Origin of the sequence: Streptomyces sp. NPDC028722 (assembly GCF_040637655.1) — a bacterium.
Taxonomy (GTDB): Bacteria; Actinomycetota; Actinomycetes; order Streptomycetales; family Streptomycetaceae; genus Streptomyces.
Genome location: NZ_JBEZWU010000005.1, coordinates 211,453 through 230,292, shown reverse-complemented (window position 1 = coordinate 230,292; position 18,840 = coordinate 211,453). Strand labels below are relative to the sequence as shown.

Sequence of the window (18,840 nt, the reverse complement as noted above, 5' to 3'; positions counted from 1 at the left end):
CAGGGGCTCAACCTGTGGCGGTTTGACGGGACTTGCGCCGGGGGACTTCCACACCGGCTCCACGAACGCTGTTCTCCGGCCATACGCCCGTGGATACAGTGCTCAGGTAGTCACGCAATGAAGTCGCCCGGCACATGGGAGTCACACCGGTGGGCCGGAGGGTGTGAAGAGCGGGGAGCTGCGCGTGCCAACTGCCATTGCCGTGACCAGTGCCGACATGGCACTGCCGGCACAGGACGAACGGACCATGCCCGCCGCCGTGCTGAGCGGGCTCGACGACAGACCGCTGGACGACGCGCTCACCGAACTGCACACCCTCACCGAGCAGTACGGCCATGTCGTCGTCGTCTGCTCACAGGCCACCCCGGAACCGGTCGTACGGCGGCTGTACACGCTGCGCTCGCTGCTGGAGAGCGACCGTATCGCCCTGTTCCGGCCCGGGCTGCCGCCCCTCGCGGTCGCCGTCCTGGCCCGGCAGCTGCGCCAGCTCGCCTCCTGCGACCTGAGCCCGGGCGTGCTCGCCTCCGCCGGACGGCTGCTCACCCACTACCTCCACGCCGGCGCCGTCCTCGGCTCCGTCGCCAGGCTGGACCGGGTGCCGGTCGGACTCAAGGCGCACGCCCGGTCCTGGGTGCCCGGCAGCCAGTTCGCGGTCCTCGCCCACCCCGAGCCGCAACTCGTCAGGGTCGCCCCCGACGCCACCCTCGACGGTCCCGAGTTCGGCACCTGGATGCTGGTCGCCAAGGGGCAGTTGCAGAGCGACTGGGCGGCCGGGCTCGGTACGGCGTGGAACGTGCACGGTCTGCGCGAGACCCCGCTGCCCGCCGAGTCCCCGGTGTGGTGGGGGACCGGCCGCCTGGTCGAGTTCTGCAGCTACCTCGCCGACCTCTCCGTCCTCTACCAACTGGTCACCTCCGTGCGCCGCACCAGCTGCCACTGGTGCGGCATGGACGTCATCGGCGACCGCTGCGTCTTCTGCTCCGCCACCCCGCCCGCCCACGAGCCGCCCCGCGCACCGGACCGGCGGACGCCCGCCTGACCGGCCCGGACACCGCCCTCACATCCCGCTCGACCGATTCCCCCAATGAGGTTGCACGGTTCATGAACTCCCGTCAGCGCCGCGGCGTGATACTCCTGATCCTGTCGGTCCTGTGCGCTCTCGGCGCGTTCGCCGGCGTCCTCTCCGTCGTCCACGACGCGAACTCCAAGGTCGGGCCCGAGGTCACCGCCTACCGGGTCAGGTCCGAGGTGAAGCCGTACACCACGCTGGACGCGGGCCAGTTCCAGCGGATCCGGATGCCCAGGCGGTGGCTGTCCGACCACGCCGTCACCGACCTCGGCCAGCTCCGCGGCAAGATCGCCGTGACCACGCTGCACCCCGGCTCCCTGCTCCAGACCGACATGATCGTGGACCGGCCCGCCCTCCGGCCCGGCCAGCAGGAGGTCGCCATCATGATCGACGCGGCGACCGGTGTCGCCGGCAAGATCACCCCCGGGTCGCGCGTCAACGTCTACGCCACCTTCGAGGGGAAGAAGGAGGGCGACCCCGACCAGTCGAAGATCATCGTGACGAACGCCCGGGTCCTCGACGTCGGCCAGATCACCGCCCTGGACCCCGACCGCGACAAGAACCAGCAGCCCACCGAAGCCGTCCCCATCACCTTCGCGCTGTCCACCATCGACGCCCAGCGCGTCACCTACGCCGAGTCCTTCGCCCAGCGCGTCCGGCTCGCGCTCGTGGCCCCCGGCAGCGAGACCAGCGTCCCCGACAAGGACCGCACCTACGAACTCGCGACGGACAAGTGAGAGGCGGCCATGCCCACCAGGATCCTCCCGGCCGGCGCGGACCCGGACGCCGTCCGCTCCCTCATCACCCTGCTCAGCCAGCTCCCCGACGCCGAACCCCAGCCCCCGGCCGGTGACTCCACCCAGCTGGTCGACACCCTCGCCCGGCTCGCCGCCGAATCGGTCGACGAACTCCCGGAAGTCGTCGTCGTCCACGAACGCATCGGCCCCGTCCCGGCCCTGGAGCTGATCCGGGAGATCGCCCTGCGCTTCCCGGCCGTCGGCGTCGTCCTCGTCACCACCGACGCGAGTCCCGGCCTGTTCGCCGCCGCCATGGACGCCGGCGCCCGCGGCCTGGTCGCGCTCCCGCTGTCGTACGAGGAACTCGCCGGCCGCGTCCAGGCCGTCGCCCAGTGGTCGACGGGCGTACGCCGCCATCTCGGCCACGGCGCCGACGTGACCGGCGGGGCCGGCGGCACGGTCGTCACGGTCAGCGGCGCCAAGGGCGGCACCGGCGCCACCCTCACCGCCGTCCAGCTCGCCCTCGCCGCCCAGGCCTCCGGGCGCGCCACCGTGCTCCTCGACCTCGACCTCCAGACCGGCGACATCGCCTCCTACCTGGACATCCAGTTCCGCCGGTCGGTGGTCGACCTGGCCGCCATCGCCGACATCTCGCCGCGCGTACTCGCCGACGCCGTCTTCCGCCACGACACCGGACTCGCCCTGCTCCTCGCTCCCGGCGAGGGCGAACGCGGCGAGGAGGTCACCGACCGGGCCGCCCGCCAGATCGTCAGCGCCCTGCGCGCCCGCTACGAGATCGTCGTCGTCGACTGCGGCTCCCAGCTCAGCGGCGCGGGCGCGGTGGCCGTCGAGATGGCCGACACCGCGCTGCTGGTGACCACCCCGGACGTCATCGCCGTACGCGCCGCCAAACGGACCGTACGGATGTGGGACCGGCTCCAGATCCGCAAGGCCGAGGAGACGACGGTGGTGGTCAACCGGCACGCGCGGAACACGGAGATCCAGCCCGCACTGATCCGGCGCATCACCGGCACGGCACTCGCCCGCACCGTCGTCCCCGCCAACTTCCGTGAGCTGCAAGGGGTCGTGGACGCCGGGCGGGTCCACGAGCTGGACGGCAGGAGCACGGTGAAACAGGCGCTGTGGGCGCTCGCGGGGGAGCTGGGCCTGGCGAAGGCGGGCGAGGGCACCCACCGCGGCACGGGCCGCGGCGCCGCCGGACTGCGACGCCGGAAGGAGTGAGCGGCCCATGAGACGGACCGGAGACCGCGGAGCGTGCGTGGACCGCGGAGCATGCCTGGACCGCGGACAGCGCGGGGACCGAGGAGACCGCGGACAGGTCAGCGTCGAGTTCCTGGGGATGACGCCGCTGATCGTCCTGACGCTGGTGCTCGTGTGGCAGGCCGTACTCGTGGGGTACACCTTCACGCTCGCCGGGAATGCTGCGGACGAGGCGGTGCGGGCGGGAACGGCGGCACCGCGGGGCGGAGCACGGCAAGCGGCCTGCTCGGCGGCGGGGCTCAGGCACCTGTCGGCGGCATGGAAGGGGAGTGCCGAAGTGGACTGCAACGCGAGTGGCTACGTGACCGCCGAGGTCACGCTGCACGTCCCCGTCCTCTTCCCCGGCCTGATCGACTTCCCGGTCGAGGTCAGGGGCCACGCGGGGGCCGTCGAGGAGGTGAAGCACTGAGATGCCGTACCGGCGCGGACGGCGCGACGCGGGCCAAGTCGCCATCGAGTACCTCGGGTTCGTCCCGGTCCTGCTGATCGTGGCCATGGCGGGCATCCAGATCGGAGCCGTCGCCTACGCCGCCGAGCAGGCCGGTACGGCGGCCCGGGCCGGGGCGCGGGCGGCGTCCCTGGGGCAGGACGCGCAGCAGGCGTGCGCGCAGGCGGTCAGCGGCGCGCTCTCGGTGTCGTGCGGCCCGGACGGCGGTGGCGCCGGCTCGGTGACCGTCACCGCCACCGTGTCCATCCCGCAGATCGTCCCCGGCTGGCACTTCGACCCCGCCCGGAAAGCCGCCACCATGCCGCTCGACCACCAGGCGAGGAGCAGCACCCCATGAGCCTGCGGGCACGCATCAGCACCCCCGAGGACCACGGCAACCGGGGCGGGGACGGGCACCTCGTCGCCTCCTACCGGGCCAAACTCCTCGAGGAGATCGACCTCGCCGAGATGAGCGCGCTGGCCGCCGCCGAACGCCGGGCCCGGCTGGAACGCGTCCTCGGGCACATCATCAGCCGCGAGGGCCCGGTCCTGTCCACCGTCGAACGGGCCCAGCTGATCCGCCGGGTCGTGGACGAGGCGCTCGGCCTCGGCATCCTCGAACCGCTCCTGGAGGACACGTCGGTCACCGAGATCATGGTCAACGGCCCCGACGCGATCTTCGTGGAACGCGGCGGCCGGGTCGAACAGCTGCCGCTCCGCTTCGTCTCCACCGACCAGCTGATGCAGACCATCGAACGGATCGTGTCGACGGTCAACCGCCGCGTGGACGAGTCCAACCCGATGGTGGACGCCCGCCTGCCCTCCGGCGAACGCGTCAACGTCATCATCCCGCCGCTGTCCCTGACCGGGCCCATCCTCACCATCCGCCGCTTCCCGCGCTCCTTCACCCTCCAGGAGCTGATCGGCTTCGGCTCGCTCGACGAACACATGGTGTACCTGCTGGCCGGGCTGGTGCAGGCCAAGTTCAACATCATCGTCTCCGGCGCGACCGGCACCGGGAAGACGACCCTGCTGAACTCCCTGTCCGGGCTGATCCCCCCGCACGAGCGCATCATCACCATCGAGGACTCCGCCGAACTCCAGCTCCAGCAGACCCACGTGGTCCGCCTGGAGTCGCGCCCGCCGAACGTGGAGGGCAAGGGGCAGATCACCATCCGCGACCTGGTCCGCAACTCCCTGCGCATGCGCCCCGACCGGATCGTGGTCGGCGAGGTCCGCGGCGGCGAGTCCCTGGACATGCTCCAGGCCATGTCGACGGGCCACGACGGCTCCCTGGCCACCGTGCACGCCAACAGCGCCGAGGACGCCCTCACCCGGCTCCAGACCCTGGCCTCCATGTCCGACGTCGAGGTCCCCTTCGTCGCCCTGCACGACCAGATCAACAGCGCCGTCGACGTCATCGTCCAGCTCACCCGGTTCGCCGACGGAGCCCGCCGCATCACCGAGATCGCGCTGCTCGACAGCCACGGCGGGGAGCCGTACCGGCTGGCCACCGTCGCCCGGTTCGACGCCCGGCCCATGACGCCCGACGGCCGCGTCCACGGCACCTTCCAGTACTTCCCGCTGCCCCGCCGCACCGCCGACCGCCTCTACATGGCGAGCCAGCCCGTCCCCCAGGCCTTCGGCGTCGCCCACTCCGCGGACCAGCTCGCGACCCGAGAAGCCAGGTAGGCCCATGGAACTGCACACCCTCGTCCGGCTCACCATCGGTGTGACGCTGCTGACCTGCGTCCTGGCGGTGGCCGGCATCCACGCCTACGCCTCGGGCCGGGCCCGGCGCGCCGCCCTCGTGGACCGCCTCGCCCACACCGGCGCGCTCCCGGCGACCGGCCGCCGGCGCCACTTCCGCGACCTGGACCGGCGACTGCGCCGCACCCGCCCGGGCCGCCGGCTCGAACTGCGTCTCGCGGCGACCGGCCTCGACGTCACACCCGGCGAGTTCTTCGCCGGTGTCCTCTTCACGGTCGCCGCGCTCTGGCTGGTCGGCCAGGCCACCCTGGCCCCCTTCTTCGGCCCCCTCGCCGGACTCGTCGGCATCTGGGCGGCCGTCCAGTTCCTCAACTGGCAGCGCCGCAAACGCATCGAACGCTTCATCGGCCAACTCCCCGAACTCGCCCGCATCCTGGCCAACGCCACCCAGGCCGGCCTGGCCCTGCGCACCGCGATCGGCATGGCGGCCGAGGAACTGGAGGCCCCGGCGGGCGAGGAACTCGGCAAGGTCGCCGACCAGCTGGCCATCGGCCACTCGCTCGACGACGCCCTCGGTGAACTCGCCGACCGGCTGCCCTCCCGCGAACTGGTCGTCCTGGTCACCACGCTCGTCCTGTCCAACCGGGCGGGCGGCCAGGTGGTCTCCGCCCTGCGCAACCTCACCGACACCCTGGAGGAACGCAAGGAGACCCGGCGCGAGATCCGCACCCAGCTCTCCCAGGTGACCATGACCTCGTACGCCGTCCCCGTCCTCGGGATCGGCGCGCTGTTCCTGATGAACGGCGTCAAGGACGGCGCCCTGGACCGCATGACCGGCTCACCGGTCGGCCAGGCCAGCGTGATCATCGCGTTCGCCATGTACGCCGTCGGTTTCGTCCTCATCCGGCGCCTGAGCCGGATCGACGTCTGAGGAAGGCACCATGGCACTGCTGCTCGCCCTGCTGACGGGCCTCGGCGTCTGGGGCGCCTTCGCGGGCCTGCGCATGTACCGCGCGGACGCCCGCCTGCCCGCCGACCTCGCCGTCGCCCTGGAGGTCGGCGCCACCCGCACCGGCGCGGTGGGCTCGGCCGTCGACCGGATGGGCATGCGCTACGCCCCCACCGTCCTGCGCCTCATGGGCCCGCGACGCGTGGCCAGGTACCGCCGCAGGATCGACCTCGCGGGCAACCCCGGCGGCCTGACCATCGACCGCTACGCCGCCCGCCGCGCGGTCTACGGCGCGCTGGGCGGCGTGGGCTTCCTGGTCTTCCTGCTGCGTGGCCAGTGGTTCGTGGCCCTGCTCCTGCTGGCCTTCGGCGCGTTCTGGACGGAGGTCGGCATCTGGTCGGCGATCCGGGTCCGCCGGGACGTCATCGAGCGCACGCTGCCCGACTTCCTGGACGTCCTCGCGGTGGTGGTCAGCGCGGGGCTCGGCTTCCGCCAGGCCCTGGAACGGGTCGCCGCCCGCTACGAGGGCCCGTGGGCCGACGAACTGCACATCACCCTGCGCCAGATGGACCTCGGCATGAGCCGCCGCCAGGCCTTCACGGAACTCCGGCGCAGGAACGACTCCGAACAGGTGGCCATGTTCGTCACCGCACTCCAGCAGGGCGAGGAACTGGGCGCCCCGATCGTGGACACCCTGGTCTCCCTGGCCAGGGACATGCGCCGCACCGACGCCCAGAACGCCCGCCGCAAGGCCGCGCGCGCGGTGCCCAAGGCCACGCTGATGATCACCACGTTCATGGTGCCGGCCACGATGCTCCTGCTGGGCGCGGGCCTGCTGCTGGGCTCCGGGGTGGACTTCGGCTCGCTCACGGGGAAGTGAGGACGGCCATGACGGTGACACTGCCCGGCCACACCGGCCGCACCGGCTCCACCGCAGCCTGGCGCCGCTTCACCCACCGCGCCAGGAACACGACCGGGGGTACGGGAGCCGCCGGAGGTGAGGCGGTGGGCGGCGCGGGCCCCTCCGGGGACACACCCGACGGGGGCGAGGCGGACGGGGCCGGGCCCGGGGCCGCCGGAGGTGAGACCGGGGCTGCCGGAGGTGCGGGGGCGCGGGCGGACGGGGGCCGGGAGGCGGCTGCCGGGAGTGGGACGACCGGTGGCGCAGCCGCCGGGGGCAGGGGCGGCGGGGCTGGAGTCGTTGGCGGTGCGGCTGCCCGAGGTGCGGGGGCTGTGGCCGGTGGAGGTGAAACCGCCGGAGACGAGACGGCGGGGGCAGAGGCGGCTCGAACGGCCGACGGCGCTGCCTCGCCGGCCGAGGCGTTCGACGGCGCGGTGCCGCGGGCCGAGGAGGCCGGAGACGAGGCGCCGTGGGTCGAAGGGGCCGACGACGCGGCGCCGCGTGGTGAGGCGTTCGGCGGTGCCGAGGGGGCCTCGCCGGGGCAGGCGGTCGTACCCGCCGAGCCGTCCGAGAAGCTTCAGATCCGTGCCCTACAGGCGCTGTGCCGGCAGGTCTTCGGCTTCCGTCTGGCGATGACCGTCGTGTCGGCCCCCGCCGCCCTCCTCAACGCCGCCCCCGGCCTGGGCGCCCGCCTGGTCGGCGCGGCCGTCGTCGTCACCTTCATGGTGTCCTACGTCCTCTTCCGCGACTGGGAACGCTTCGGCCCCCTCCTCCTGCGCCACCCCAGCCTCCTCGCCGCCGACACCCTGTGCGGCGCCTTCCTCCTCGTCTCGGCGGGCCCGGACACCACCCTTGCCTACGTCAGCGTCTGCACCCCGCTCCTGGCCGGCCTGGTCTACGGCTGGCGCGGCGCGGCCGGCTTCGCCTCCCTGGAAGCCCTGATCCTGCTCCTCGTCCACACCACGCTGAAGGCCGGCCGGCACGCCCCCGTCGCCGAGGCCCTCCTCCTGCCCGGCCTGTGCGTCATCACCGGCGCGATGGGCTCCACCCTGCGCGGCCTGATGCTCCGCTTCGGCGCCGCGACCCAGGCCCTGACGACGGTCCAGGCCCGCCTCGCGGCGACGGAGGCGGTGGACGCGGAACGCGCCCGGCTGGCCCGCGAGATGCACGACTCCGTCGCCAAGACCCTGTACGGCGTGGCCCTCGCGGCGGACGGCCTGGCGGTCACGGCCGCGGCGGAGGCGCCCGACCCGGTCCGCGTCCGGGAGCAGGCGGCCCTGGTGTCCCGCTCGGCGCGCAGGGCGGCGGCGGAATCCCGGGAACTGCTGACGGACCTACGGCGGCACCAGCCGGACCCGACGGCACCCGTCCCCCTGTGGCACGCCCTGTCCGGCCATGCGCGGGCCTTCACCACGCGCACCGGCCTGCCGGTGACATGCCACTGGCCCGAGGACGCCGCCGCCCTGCCCTCCCTGCCCGCCGCCGTCGCCCGGCCCGTCCTCTCCATCGCCACGGAAGCGCTGGAGAACGCCCACCGCCACGCCTCCGCGACCCGGGTGGACATCCGTGCCACGGTCCACGGCGGCCTGCTCCGCCTCACCATCCACGACGACGGCACCGGCCTCCCGCCCGGCACCACCCTGGAACGCCTGCGGGACTCCGGCCACTTCGGGCTGCTCGGCATGGTCGAACGGGCCGCGCAGACGGGCACCCGCATCCGGATCGGGCCGGGCGGCCACGAACACGGCACGGAGGTACGCCTGGACCTCCGCCTGCCGGCAGCCGACCCCGTTTCCCAGGAAGCCTGAGAGGAGGCACCATGCGGGCCTCGCACAGCGAACCCCGGCCGGACTTCCCGCCGCCGGCACCGGCTCCACCGCCGCTGCGGCTGCTGGTCGCCGACGACAACCCCGTGGTCCGGGCGGGACTGACGGCCCTGCTGTCGGACCGTCCGGACACCACGGTGGTGGCGGAGGCCACGGACGGCCGTGAGGCGTACGAGGCGGCTCTGCGGCACCGGCCGGACGTCATCCTCCTCGACGTCCGGATGCCCGGAGTCGACGGAATCTCGGCGTTGCCCCACCTGGTACGGCTGGCCCCCGTCATGATGCTCACCTACAGCCACGAGACGGAGACCGTGCGAGAGGCGCTGCGGCTGGGAGCGGGGGGATACCTGGTGCACGGCGAGTTCACGACGGAGCAGCTGGTGACGGCGGTACGGGACGTACGGGAGGGACGGCCGCACGTCACGCCGGGCGCGGCACGCGCACTCCTCCTTGCCCTCAGCGAAGGTGCATCAGCACACGACCCCGATCAACCCTCCCCAAAATTAAACGATTTCTCGGCCGAATCGCTTTCGCAGTTGCAACGCCCTGTGGGACAGTCGTTCCGACGACGGTTCCGGCTGAGTGCGAGGGAGGCGGAGATCATGGACCTCATCGCGTCCGGCATGACCAACCAGCAGATCGCCGCAGCCTGCTTCATCAGCGAGAAGACGGTCAAGAACCACATCAACCACATCTTCGCCAAGCTCCACAGCACCACCCGCTCCCAGGCGACGGCGAAATGGCTGGGGGTGTCCTGACATGCCCCACCCGCCGAACACCCCCCGGCAGATTTGGGCCCACCCCTGGGCCCTGGGACCCTCCGGCCGGCCGGGGGAGGCGCCGTACGCTGCCGCCGTCCGAGGCCGAGCTGGAGGGGAAAACCGTGAGCAGATGGTTCAACACCACCGTCGCGTACCTGCGGTCCCGTACGGCCCGCGACGACCGGGGCCAGACCGCGGTGGAGTACCTCGGCATCATCGCCGTGGTGGTCGCGATCGTGCTGGCGATCACCGGTACGAGCATCGGTCAGTCGATCTACGACGCGATCACCCAGAAGATCGCCCAGGTCACCGGCGGCTGACTCCCCCACGACACGACTCGGGGCAGGCCTTCCCCATCTACCTCACGGTGGTGGCGGGCCTGCTCTTTCTTGCTCTGGCCTACCTCGCGGTCGGTCAGGGCGCGGTGAACCGCAGCGGTGCCCAGACGGCTGCCGACGCGGCGGCGCTCGCGGCGGCCCAGAACGCCCGGGCCCAGCTCACCGACGACTGGGTGCGGGTGCTGTCCGACCCGAAGAAGTGGCAGGACATCTTCGACGGCAGGGCCGCGATCGACGACCCGTGCTGGCGGGCCGGTCAGCTCGCCGCGCAGAACGACGCCCGTCTGAGTGCCTGCCGGTCCCCGGAGTCGCTGACCTTCCAGGTCGACGTGAAGACCAACAAGTCCGTCGGCCGTTCCGTCGTACCCGGCACGGAGGACGTCAGGTCCACGGCGTCCGCGACCGCCGTGGTGGACCCGCTCTGCATCGTCGACCTCCCCGCCGGGGGGGCCGAGGGCGACGCGCTGCCCCGGCTCAGCTGCGACGGCGGCACCACCTGGGATCCGGACCCGCACGACCCGTCGGGGCTGCCGAAGCCCGAAGACCTCTTCGACGTCCATCTGGGCCGGCTGACAAGCGAACGATGAGTGACGAAGGAAGCGGAGCGATGAGCATGCGGTTGACTGCGAAGGTCCGCAGGGGGGTGGTCGCGTGGTCGGTCGCGGCCGGCCTGGCCGTCGGTGCGGCCGGCTGCGGGGGGAGCGGCGGTGACGACGAGAAGCCGCACAGTTCGGCGTCCGCCTCCGAGGCGACCGGCTCCGGTCCGAGCGCCCAGGAGGGGCAGTCGGACGAGCCGCTGGCCGAACTGAAGGGCTCGGACGGTCTCCTCCTGCGCATCACCTCCGCGCAGCGGGATTCGGGGGGCTTCGTCACCGTCAACGGCACCCTGAAGAACGACGGCGCCGGCAGCGTCGTGGTCCCCTCCGCCCTGAGCGGCAACGAGACCGAGATCCTCAGGAACGGCAGATCTCTGGGCGGCGCCACGCTCATCGATCCCCAGGGCAAGAAGCGGTACTACGTCCTGCGGGACACCGAGGGCCGTCCCCTGACGACCACGGGCTTCTCCACACTCAGGGCGGGCGAGAGCCTGGCGGTCTTCATGCAGTTCCCGGCGCCCCCCGCGAACGCGACCGAGGTGGACTTCCAGCTGCCGACCTTCTCCTCCGCCACCATCAAGATCTCCGGGTGAGGCAGCCGTGACCCCCACACCCCGGCTCGCGCTGACGGCCGCTGTCCTTCTGCTCACGGTGTACGCGCACGGCGCCACGGCGGTCGCCGACGACGCCGGTCCCAGTTCCCCTCCCGGTGCCGCCCCCTCCGCCGCCGCCGTGAAGGTCGACCCCACCGATCCGGATCTGAAGCTTCCGGAGGGGGCCACGCTGGCGGGGGCCAAGGTGCTGGACATCAAGTCGGTCGTGGAGGACCAGAGCGGGGACGAACGGCGGGAGGACACCAACGCCGACGTGACCTTCGCGCTCCAGGCCGAGGTGCTGTTCGGCAAGGACAGCGCCGAACTCGGCGGTGAGGCGAAGGCCCGCGTCTCCGTCATCGTCGAGGAGATCAGGAAACAGCACGCGACCCGCGTCCGCGTCTTCGGCTTCACCGACGACCTCGGCTCCTCCGCCCACGGCGACATCCTCTCCAGGAAGCGCGCCGACGCCGTACAGGCCGTCCTCGACCAGGATCTGAACGATCCGGCCGTCACCTTCGACGTCCGCGGCTACGGCGAGCAGTACCCCATCGCCGACAACTCCACCGAGGCCGGCCGGAAGAAGAACCGCCGGGTCGAGGTGTCCTTCCCGCGCACCCAGCAGTGAGCCCGTCCGTCCCTCGGCGCGCCTCCTCCGGTCCCCTGTCCCTCTCCACGTCCACCCGCACCCCGGCCCGCAGCCCCCACCCCGCCATCGCCCCGGCCTCCGCCTCCAGTACGTGCCGTGCCCGCAGGCGGGGCAGGCCCAGGCGGCCCGGGGGCATCGTGCGGACGGCCAGGACGGTCAGACGGCGGTCCAGGTAGGCGACGTCGATCGGCATCCGCATCCCGAACGTGTGCACCCCGCTCGCCGGTGACAGCAGCAGCGCCCCGTCGACCGAGTCCCGGCCCAGGAGTCCCCGCGTCCGCGCCCGGTAGGAGGCGGCGATCTCCAGGGGGACGGGCGCGCCGAGCGCCTCCCCGGTCCCCGACCGCAGGACCAGCCGCCCGCGCCCGTCCCGCCGCCACCCTCCCCGCGCCCCGCCCCCGGCCGAGCTCCCGGTGCCCTGCGCGTCCCCGCCCCTGCCCGCGTCCGTGTTCATGCCGGGTTCCCCCCCTCCGCGGGGAGCGGCAAGTCCCCCCGCGCGTAATCGTGTTGTCTTTTCCTGTCCTCCCCACTACGAAGAGCCTCATGACTGCACTCGGTGTCGTGTTCCGTCCCCAGCTCCCGCCCGAGCGGCTGCGGGCCGTCGCCCGCCTCGCGGACGAGGTGGGGCTGGAGGAGCTGTGGCTGTGGGAGGACTGTTTCCTGGAGGGCGGGGTGTCCACGGCCGCCGCCGCGCTCGCCTGGACCGAGCGGGTGCGGATCGGGATCGGCCTGTTGCCCGTGCCGCTCAGGAACGTGGCCGTCACCGCCATGGAGGCCGCCACCCTGGAGCGCCTGTTCCCCGGCCGGGCCGTCCTGACCGTGGGTCACGGGGTGCAGGACTGGATGGGACAGGTCGGGGCCCGGGCCGGCTCGCCGCTCGGTCTGCTCGGTGAGCATCTCGACGCCCTGCGTGCCCTGCTGCGCGGGGAACGGGTCAGTGCGCGCGGCCGGTACGTCCGGCTGGACGACGTAGCCCTGGACTGGCCTCCGGAGCGCCCGGTCGACGTACTCGCCGGCGGCACCGGTCCCCGCACGCTCCGGCTCTCCGGGGAGAAGGCCGACGGCACCCTCCTCACGGCCGCCACCTCCGTGGACGGGGTACGGCGGGCCCGGCGGCTCGCCGAGGAAGGGCGGCGGGCGGCCGGGCGCGGCGGCCACCACCGGGTCGTCGTCTACCTCCTGGCCGCCACGGGGGCGGGCGCCGAAGCCCGGCTGCGTGCCGAACTCGACGCCGAGGGCGTGGCGTCGGTGCCGGACGTGGGGGTGGCGGGGGACGCCGCCGCGGTGGCCGCGGCCGTGCGGCGGCTGGCGGAGGCCGGAGCGGACACCGTCGTCCTCCAGCCGACGGCGGACGAGCCCGACCCGGAGGGCTTCGTGCGGTTCGCCGCCGAGCAGGTCCGGCCCCTGGTGCCCTGACCCGGGGGCGTTGTCAGTGGCGGCTGTCACACTGCGCCGCATGACCGACGTACACGACACGGTGGCCCTGCGGGACGTCCTGGACGAGGACCTGGAGGTCCTGTTCGCCTACGAGCACGACCCGGAGGCCGTCCGGCGCTCGACGTTCGTCCCCCGGCAGCGGGACGACTTCTTCCGGCACTGGCGGGAGCGGGTGCTCCCCGACCCCGACTGCCTGGTGCGGACGGTCACGGTCGGCGGGGAGGTGGCCGGGAGCGTCGTGTCGTGGACCGCCGACGGGCGCCGGTTCGTCGGGTACTGGCTCGGGCGGCCCTACTGGGGCCGCGGCATCGGCACCCACGCGCTCCGCCTCTTCCTGGAGCTGGAGCCCGTACGTCCGCTGTACGCCGACCCGTTCTCCGGCAACACCGCCTCCGTCCGGCTGCTGGAGAGACACGGCTTCGAGCGGGTCGGCACGGTCCGGCACGAGGAGCGGGAGTACGTGCTGCTGGTCCTCGGGGAGCCCGCCACGGCGACCTGAGGAACCCGCCGGCCCGCCCACCCGGCCGGCGACGGCGAGCGGCCGGTTCCGCCGGTCGTGGGCTGGGATCATGGCGGCATGACAGTGCACCGCTCGTTCGAGGACCTCGTGGCCGAAGGGGCCGCCGTGCCCACCGAGGGGTGGGACTTCTCCTGGTTCGAGGGGCGGGCCAGTGAGGCGCGGCCCTCGTGGGGGTATGCCCGGTCCGCGGGGGAGCGGCTGGCCGATGCCGAGGCCGCGCTGGACATCCAGACCGGCGGCGGGGAGGTGCTGGACTTCGCGCTGAGCCGGGCGGAACCGGCCCGGCCGGTCCTGGTCGCGGCGACGGAGGGCTGGCCGCCGAACGTGGCGAAGGCGACGGCGCTGCTGCGGCCACGCGGTGTCGTGGTGGTCGCCGCGCCGGACGACGCGCCGCTGCCCTTCACCGACGAGGCGTTCGACCTGGTGCTCAGCCGGCACCCGGTGCGCCCGGACTGGGCGCAGATCACCCGGGTGCTGCGGCCCGGCGGCACGTACTTCGCCCAGCACGTGGGTCCAGCGAGCGTCTTCGAACTGGTCGAGTACTTCCTCGGACCACAGCCGGCCCGGGTGCGGGCCGCGCGCGACCCGGAGCGGGAGCGGGCCGGGGCCGAGGCGGCGGGCCTGGAGGTGGTGGGGCTGCGGGCGGAGCGGCTGCGGATGGAGTTCCATGACATCGGCGCCGTCGTCCACTTCCTGCGCAAGGTGGTCTGGATGGTCCCCGGTTTCACCGTCGAGGCGTACGAGCCCCGCCTGCGGGAGCTGCACACGCTCATCCGGACGCGGGGTCCGTTCGTCGCGCACAGCACCCGGCACCTCCTCGACCTGCGCAAGCCGGTCCGCCGGTGAGAACACGCGCGGGCCGGCAGCGGAACCGTCAAGTCACCGCTCGCTGACGGCGTCGCCCGGCGGGGGGATCCCCGGGCAACGCCCCGACACACCCCCACAATGGCTCAATCCTTACGAATGCACGTGCATTCGGCTGGATTTCCCTGGGATTCCGCTGCGAATCGGCCACGCGACACCGCTGAATCCATCATTCCGCGGCCACCGGCCCGTTGCCGGGCGATTCCGGAGAGTAGTTGTTCCGCGTCGATGCACCCACCATCACTTACGAAGGGTTATGGTGGAAACCCCCCCTCGGGCCGGTCCGTCTCCCCCCCCACGGACCGGCCCGTTTTTTCTTCCCCACGCCGGAACCTCACCGCACCGGAACCTCCCGGCGCGGGTCCGGCGTCCTCACCGGCGGGCACCGCGCCGCGCGGCAGCGGCCGGCCCGGCCGACGCGCCCGGCGGCGAGACCGTACGAACGAACCCCGTCCCCCAAGCCCCGGGCCGGAACCAGGCCTTCGGCAGAGGTAGGCTCAACGGCTCCGGCACCCCTGCTCCGCGCCCAACCCCCGGAGGGTCACGTGAACCTGCGCGACAAGCTGCGCGGCCTGCTCGTCAGGCTCTACGCACGCCGGGTGGAAGGCCACCTGGACCACGCTCAGGTGCCCAAGCACATCGGCGTCATCATGGACGGCAACCGTCGCTGGGCGAAGGCGAGCGGCTCCAGCACCGTCCACGGGCACCGGGCCGGTGCCGAGAAGATCGAGGAGTTCCTCGGCTGGTGCTCCGAGACCGACGTCGAGGTCGTCACCCTGTGGCTGCTGTCCACCGACAACTTCGACCGGCCGCGGGACGAGCTGGTCCCCCTGCTCGGCATCATCGAGGACGTCGTCCGCACCCTCGCCGCCGACGGCCGCTGGCGCGTCCACCACGTGGGCACCCTGGACCTGCTGCCCGCGGGCATGCAGCGCACCCTGAAGGAGGCCCAGGAGGCCACCGCCCACATCGACGGCATAGTCGTCAACGTGGCCATCGGCTACGGCGGCCGGCAGGAGATCGCCGACGCCGTGCGCTCCATGCTGCTCGACGCCCAGGACAAGGGCGTGCCGCTGGCGGAACTCGCCGACTCCGTCGACGTCGACATGATCGGCCGGCACCTGTACACCGGCGCCCAGCCCGATCCCGACCTGGTGATCCGCACCAGCGGCGAGCAGCGGCTGTCCGGATTCATGCTCTGGCAGACCGCGCACTCCGAGTACTACTTCTGCGAGGTCTTCTGGCCGGCCTTCCGCAAGGTCGACTTCCTGCGCGCCCTGCGCGACTACGCCGCACGTCACCGCCGCTACGGCGGCTGACCCACCGGCCCCGCCCCGTCACCCTCGGTGACGGGGCGTTGTCGTGTGTTCCGGTTGGGGCGCGCGTAAGAAGGAGTTCACCGTCGCGCTGTTGGCCGCATTTGCATGGCGGCGCGCGTTCGAGGGCATAGTCCAGACAGGTCGACACCCGAACCACGGGTGTCGGATCTCAGCGGGCGGCTCGGGGCCGTCCGCCCGGGAGGCCCCTTGCACCAGCCCGATCGTGCGATCACGGCACGGACGAAGAGGCGGAGGGCCGGTCGCCGGCCCCACGCGGGGCGGCCGTGGACCGGCATGGATCCTTCCGCCCTGCCGGGCCGTATCTCCCCGCCTTCCCCGCCCTCCCGGCACTGCTCCCACTCCGTCGCTCCCCGACCTCATCCGAGGGGGTACGTCCTTCCGTGGTGACCAGCACAAAGCGCCACAAGCCAGACCGGCGCACCTATGTCCTCGACACCAGCGTCCTGCTGGCCGACCCGAACGCTCTGACCCGCTTCGACGAGCACGAGGTCGTGCTCCCCATCGTGGTGGTCACGGAACTGGAGGCCAAGCGGCACCATCCCGAACTCGGCTACTTCGCCCGCCAGGCGCTGCGCCTGCTGGACGACTACCGGGTGAAGCACGGCCGCCTCGACGCCCCCATCCCGATCGGGGAACTCGGCGGGACGGTCCGTGTCGAGCTGAACCACTCGGACCCCAGCGTGCTGCCCAGCGGCTACCGCCTGGGGGACAACGACTCGCGCATCCTCGCGGTCGCCCGCAACCTCCAGGCCGAGGGGTACGACGTCACCGTCGTGTCGAAGGACCTGCCGCTCAGGATCAAGGCATCCTCGGTCGGCCTCCTCGCCGAGGAGTACCGGGCCGAGCTCGCCATCACGGAGAACTCCGGCTGGACCGGGATGTCCGAACTCACCCTCCCCGGTGAGCAGGTGGACATCCTCTTCGAGGAAGGGCACGTGTACGTCCCGGAGACCGACCTCCCCGTGCACACCGGGCTGACCATCCAGTCCGAGCGCGGCAAGGCGCTCGGCCGGGTCACCGCCGACGGCAGCATCCGCCTGGTGCGCGGCGACCGGGAGGCGTTCGGCATCAAGGGCCGCAGCGCCGAGCAGCGCATCGCGCTCGACCTGCTGCTCGACCCGGACGTCGGCATCGTCTCGATGGGCGGCCGGGCCGGCACCGGCAAGTCGGCGCTGGCGCTGTGCGCGGGCCTGGAGGCGGTCCTGGAGCGCCGTCAGCACCAGAAGGTGATGGTCTTCCGTCCGCTGTACGCGGTCGGCGGTCAGGAGCTGGGCTATCTGCCGGGTTCCGAGGCCGAGAAGATGAGTCCCTGGGCGCAGGCCGTCTTCGACACCCTCTCGGCGGTCACCAGCCGCGAGGTCATCGAGGAGGTCACCGCGCGCGGGATGCTCGAGGTCCTCCCGCTCACCCACATCCGCGGACGCTCGCTGCACGACGCGTTCGTGATCGTGGACGAGGCGCAGTCGCTCGAACGGAACGTGCTGCTGACCGTCCTGTCGCGGATCGGCGCCAACTCGCGGGTGGTGCTGACCCACGACGTGGCGCAGCGGGACAACCTGCGCGTCGGCCGTTACGACGGCGTGGTCGCCGTGGTCGAGAAGCTGAAGGGGCACCCCCTCTTCGCGCACGTCACCCTCACACGCAGCGAGAGGTCCCAGATCGCGGCACTCGTGACCGAAATGCTGGAGGACGGTCACATCTGATCCGGTAACGCACACTTGGCGCCGTCCGGCAAAGGCATAGGAGCCTAGCCGGGCGGCGCCTTCGTGTGTGGCGGTTTCCTGAAATCACTGGGCGCAAACGGGATGTGAGCTTTCACACGCAACACAGAATTGCCACCCGCCCTGGGGTTACGGCAGAGTCTCAGTCCTGTCAGGCCCCGCATACGGCACACGTGTACCCCCAGCGGTATGGCACAACAGCAGCATCTCCAACTCCATAACGACGCCGTATGCCGCCCGAGCACCACGCGGCGCTCCCTTCCGGGGAGTTGCCCACCGGGCCCGCGCCTCCCGTGACCCCGCAGTTGGGAGGCCAGTGTCAGGGGCACGATCGCGTCCGCCAGGGTCACCGAAGCGGACGGTGCTGGAAGGAAACCGTGTGAGCCGGATTTCGGTCCGGGGATTCGCAGTGGCCTCGGCCACCGCGGTCACCGCTGTCGGAAGCGTCGTCGGTGTTGCCTCGGGCAGCACCGCGCAGACCAACGACGCCGAGGCGACGGCAGCCGACGCGACGCTCCTCGCGGACATCCCCGCGTCTCAGCAGGCGCAGGTGCAGACCGCGTCCCTCACGCAGCAGGCCGACGCACAGGCCATCGCCGCGGACACGAGCGCCAAGAAGGACGCGGAGGCAGCGGCCCGCAAGGCCGCCGCCGAGACCGCGATCGCGAAGAAGGAGGCCGCCGAGCAGGCGGCCAAGGCCGCTGAGAAGCAGGCCAAGGAGCGCGCCGAGACGAAGGCGGCGGCGGCCAGCCGCGACGACGTCCGCGACTCCTCCTCCTTCCCCACCCAGACCAGCTACAGCGCGGCGCAGATCCAGGCGATGGCGCGTCAGATGGTGGCCGGCGACCAGTTCCAGTGCTTCAGCAACATCGTGGACCACGAGTCCAGCTGGAACTACCAGGCGGTGAACGCCTCCTCCGGCGCCTACGGTCTCTTCCAGGCCCTGCCCGCCGGCAAGTACGCCTCCGCCGGTGCCGACTGGCGCACCAACCCGGCCACCCAGATCAAGTGGGGCCTCAACTACATGAACGAGCGCTACCACAGCCCCTGCCAGGCCTGGTCGTTCTGGCAGGCCAACCACTGGTACTAGGCCCGCCGGCACACGTTCTTCCCAGCGCAGC

Annotated in this window: 20 protein-coding genes and 1 pseudogene; 20 read left to right on the top strand and 1 reads right to left on the bottom strand. The window is 72.4% G+C overall.

The annotated features are described in order from the left end of the window. Positions 1–217 precede the first annotated feature (217 nt). The 14 genes from AB0F03_RS10720 to AB0F03_RS10655 all read left to right on the top strand — a co-directional run bounded on the left by AB0F03_RS10720 (position 218) and on the right by AB0F03_RS10655 (position 11,816). Complete coding sequence (locus AB0F03_RS10720; RefSeq protein WP_361989129.1) at positions 218–1,039, top strand: hypothetical protein; 822 nt, start codon at positions 218–220, stop codon at positions 1,037–1,039. 62 nt (positions 1,040–1,101) lie between these two features. Next, positions 1,102–1,806: a Flp pilus assembly protein CpaB gene (cpaB, locus tag AB0F03_RS10715; RefSeq protein ID WP_361988714.1), complete on the top strand. Its 705-nt coding sequence runs from the start codon at positions 1,102–1,104 to the stop codon at positions 1,804–1,806. Positions 1,807–1,815: 9 nt separating this feature from the next. Further along, positions 1,816–3,048 carry an AAA family ATPase gene (locus AB0F03_RS10710; RefSeq protein ID WP_361988710.1) on the top strand — a complete coding sequence of 411 codons (1,233 nt, stop codon included), beginning with the start codon at positions 1,816–1,818 and terminating at the stop codon, positions 3,046–3,048. A gap of 118 nt (positions 3,049–3,166) precedes the next feature. Continuing rightward, positions 3,167–3,496 (top strand): pilus assembly protein, encoded by a 330-nt coding sequence (locus tag AB0F03_RS10705; RefSeq protein WP_361989126.1) that lies wholly within the window; start codon positions 3,167–3,169, stop codon positions 3,494–3,496. 1 nt (position 3,497) lies between these two features. Continuing rightward, complete coding sequence (locus AB0F03_RS10700) at positions 3,498–3,872, top strand: TadE/TadG family type IV pilus assembly protein (protein ID WP_361988707.1); 375 nt, start codon at positions 3,498–3,500, stop codon at positions 3,870–3,872. Beyond that, positions 3,869–5,206 carry a CpaF family protein gene (locus AB0F03_RS10695; protein WP_361988705.1) on the top strand — a complete coding sequence of 446 codons (1,338 nt, stop codon included), beginning with the start codon at positions 3,869–3,871 and terminating at the stop codon, positions 5,204–5,206. The genes AB0F03_RS10700 and AB0F03_RS10695 overlap by 4 nt, the downstream gene beginning before the upstream one ends. 4 nt (positions 5,207–5,210) lie before the next feature. Beyond that, positions 5,211–6,155 carry a type II secretion system F family protein gene (locus AB0F03_RS10690; RefSeq protein ID WP_361988701.1) on the top strand — a complete coding sequence of 315 codons (945 nt, stop codon included), beginning with the start codon at positions 5,211–5,213 and terminating at the stop codon, positions 6,153–6,155. 10 nt (positions 6,156–6,165) lie between these two features. Further along, positions 6,166–7,053, top strand: coding sequence for a DUF5936 domain-containing protein (locus tag AB0F03_RS10685; RefSeq protein ID WP_361988698.1), 888 nt, complete (start codon positions 6,166–6,168; stop codon positions 7,051–7,053). A 602-nt stretch (positions 7,054–7,655) separates the two neighbouring features. Beyond that, on the top strand, positions 7,656–8,882 hold the full coding sequence (locus tag AB0F03_RS10680) for a histidine kinase (protein ID WP_361989123.1): 1,227 nt from the start codon (positions 7,656–7,658) through the stop codon (positions 8,880–8,882). An 11-nt stretch (positions 8,883–8,893) separates the two neighbouring features. Beyond that, on the top strand, positions 8,894–9,658 hold the full coding sequence (locus AB0F03_RS10675; RefSeq protein WP_361988695.1) for a response regulator transcription factor: 765 nt from the start codon (positions 8,894–8,896) through the stop codon (positions 9,656–9,658). Between the two features lie 125 nt (positions 9,659–9,783). Then, positions 9,784–9,981 (top strand): hypothetical protein, encoded by a 198-nt coding sequence (locus AB0F03_RS10670; protein WP_361988692.1) that lies wholly within the window; start codon positions 9,784–9,786, stop codon positions 9,979–9,981. Continuing rightward, entirely contained in the window at positions 9,978–10,586 is a 609-nt protein-coding gene (locus AB0F03_RS10665) for a pilus assembly protein TadG-related protein (protein ID WP_361989121.1), read from the top strand. The genes AB0F03_RS10670 and AB0F03_RS10665 overlap by 4 nt, the downstream gene beginning before the upstream one ends. Before the next feature lie 20 nt (positions 10,587–10,606). Then, complete coding sequence (locus tag AB0F03_RS10660) at positions 10,607–11,188, top strand: hypothetical protein (protein ID WP_361988689.1); 582 nt, start codon at positions 10,607–10,609, stop codon at positions 11,186–11,188. 7 nt (positions 11,189–11,195) lie between these two features. Further along, positions 11,196–11,816, top strand: a complete 621-nt coding sequence (locus AB0F03_RS10655; protein ID WP_361988686.1) for an OmpA family protein — start codon at positions 11,196–11,198, stop codon at positions 11,814–11,816. A gap of 46 nt (positions 11,817–11,862) precedes the next feature. Here AB0F03_RS10655 and AB0F03_RS10650 read toward each other — a convergent pair. Then, a pseudogene (locus AB0F03_RS10650) lies at positions 11,863–12,291 on the bottom strand (DUF192 domain-containing protein); the annotation flags it as partial. Between the two features lie 89 nt (positions 12,292–12,380). Between AB0F03_RS10650 and AB0F03_RS10645 the strand changes: the two are divergent. The 6 genes from AB0F03_RS10645 (at position 12,381) to AB0F03_RS10620 (ending at position 18,809) form a co-directional block, all read left to right on the top strand. Beyond that, the gene (locus tag AB0F03_RS10645) at positions 12,381–13,253 is read left to right on the top strand and encodes an LLM class flavin-dependent oxidoreductase (protein ID WP_361988683.1); all 873 of its coding nucleotides are present in this window, start codon (positions 12,381–12,383) and stop codon (positions 13,251–13,253) included. A gap of 40 nt (positions 13,254–13,293) precedes the next feature. Next, positions 13,294–13,773 carry a GNAT family protein gene (locus AB0F03_RS10640; RefSeq protein WP_361988680.1) on the top strand — a complete coding sequence of 160 codons (480 nt, stop codon included), beginning with the start codon at positions 13,294–13,296 and terminating at the stop codon, positions 13,771–13,773. A gap of 78 nt (positions 13,774–13,851) precedes the next feature. Then, on the top strand, positions 13,852–14,640 hold the full coding sequence (locus AB0F03_RS10635) for a methyltransferase domain-containing protein (RefSeq protein ID WP_361988677.1): 789 nt from the start codon (positions 13,852–13,854) through the stop codon (positions 14,638–14,640). Between the two features lie 563 nt (positions 14,641–15,203). Further along, entirely contained in the window at positions 15,204–15,977 is a 774-nt protein-coding gene (locus AB0F03_RS10630; protein ID WP_361988674.1) for an isoprenyl transferase, read from the top strand. A 401-nt stretch (positions 15,978–16,378) separates the two neighbouring features. Further along, a complete protein-coding gene (locus AB0F03_RS10625) occupies positions 16,379–17,701 on the top strand; it encodes a PhoH family protein (RefSeq protein ID WP_361988671.1) in 1,323 nt (440 codons plus the stop codon). 397 nt (positions 17,702–18,098) lie between these two features. Then, positions 18,099–18,809: a transglycosylase SLT domain-containing protein gene (locus AB0F03_RS10620; protein WP_361988668.1), complete on the top strand. Its 711-nt coding sequence runs from the start codon at positions 18,099–18,101 to the stop codon at positions 18,807–18,809. Positions 18,810–18,840 lie beyond the last annotated feature (31 nt).

Coding starts and splice junctions, on each gene's coding strand:
- AB0F03_RS10695 (WP_361988705.1), top strand. CDS start 3,869: ATGAGCCTGCGGGCACGCATCAGCACCCCCGAGGACCACGGCAACCGG.
- AB0F03_RS10675 (WP_361988695.1), top strand. CDS start 8,894: ATGCGGGCCTCGCACAGCGAACCCCGGCCGGACTTCCCGCCGCCGGCA.
- AB0F03_RS10720 (WP_361989129.1), top strand. CDS start 218: ATGGCACTGCCGGCACAGGACGAACGGACCATGCCCGCCGCCGTGCTG.
- AB0F03_RS10640 (WP_361988680.1), top strand. CDS start 13,294: ATGACCGACGTACACGACACGGTGGCCCTGCGGGACGTCCTGGACGAG.
- AB0F03_RS10705 (WP_361989126.1), top strand. CDS start 3,167: ATGACGCCGCTGATCGTCCTGACGCTGGTGCTCGTGTGGCAGGCCGTA.
- AB0F03_RS10690 (WP_361988701.1), top strand. CDS start 5,211: ATGGAACTGCACACCCTCGTCCGGCTCACCATCGGTGTGACGCTGCTG.
- cpaB (WP_361988714.1), top strand. CDS start 1,102: ATGAACTCCCGTCAGCGCCGCGGCGTGATACTCCTGATCCTGTCGGTC.
- AB0F03_RS10685 (WP_361988698.1), top strand. CDS start 6,166: ATGGCACTGCTGCTCGCCCTGCTGACGGGCCTCGGCGTCTGGGGCGCC.
- AB0F03_RS10700 (WP_361988707.1), top strand. CDS start 3,498: ATGCCGTACCGGCGCGGACGGCGCGACGCGGGCCAAGTCGCCATCGAG.
- AB0F03_RS10660 (WP_361988689.1), top strand. CDS start 10,607: ATGAGCATGCGGTTGACTGCGAAGGTCCGCAGGGGGGTGGTCGCGTGG.
- AB0F03_RS10635 (WP_361988677.1), top strand. CDS start 13,852: ATGACAGTGCACCGCTCGTTCGAGGACCTCGTGGCCGAAGGGGCCGCC.
- AB0F03_RS10645 (WP_361988683.1), top strand. CDS start 12,381: ATGACTGCACTCGGTGTCGTGTTCCGTCCCCAGCTCCCGCCCGAGCGG.
- AB0F03_RS10710 (WP_361988710.1), top strand. CDS start 1,816: ATGCCCACCAGGATCCTCCCGGCCGGCGCGGACCCGGACGCCGTCCGC.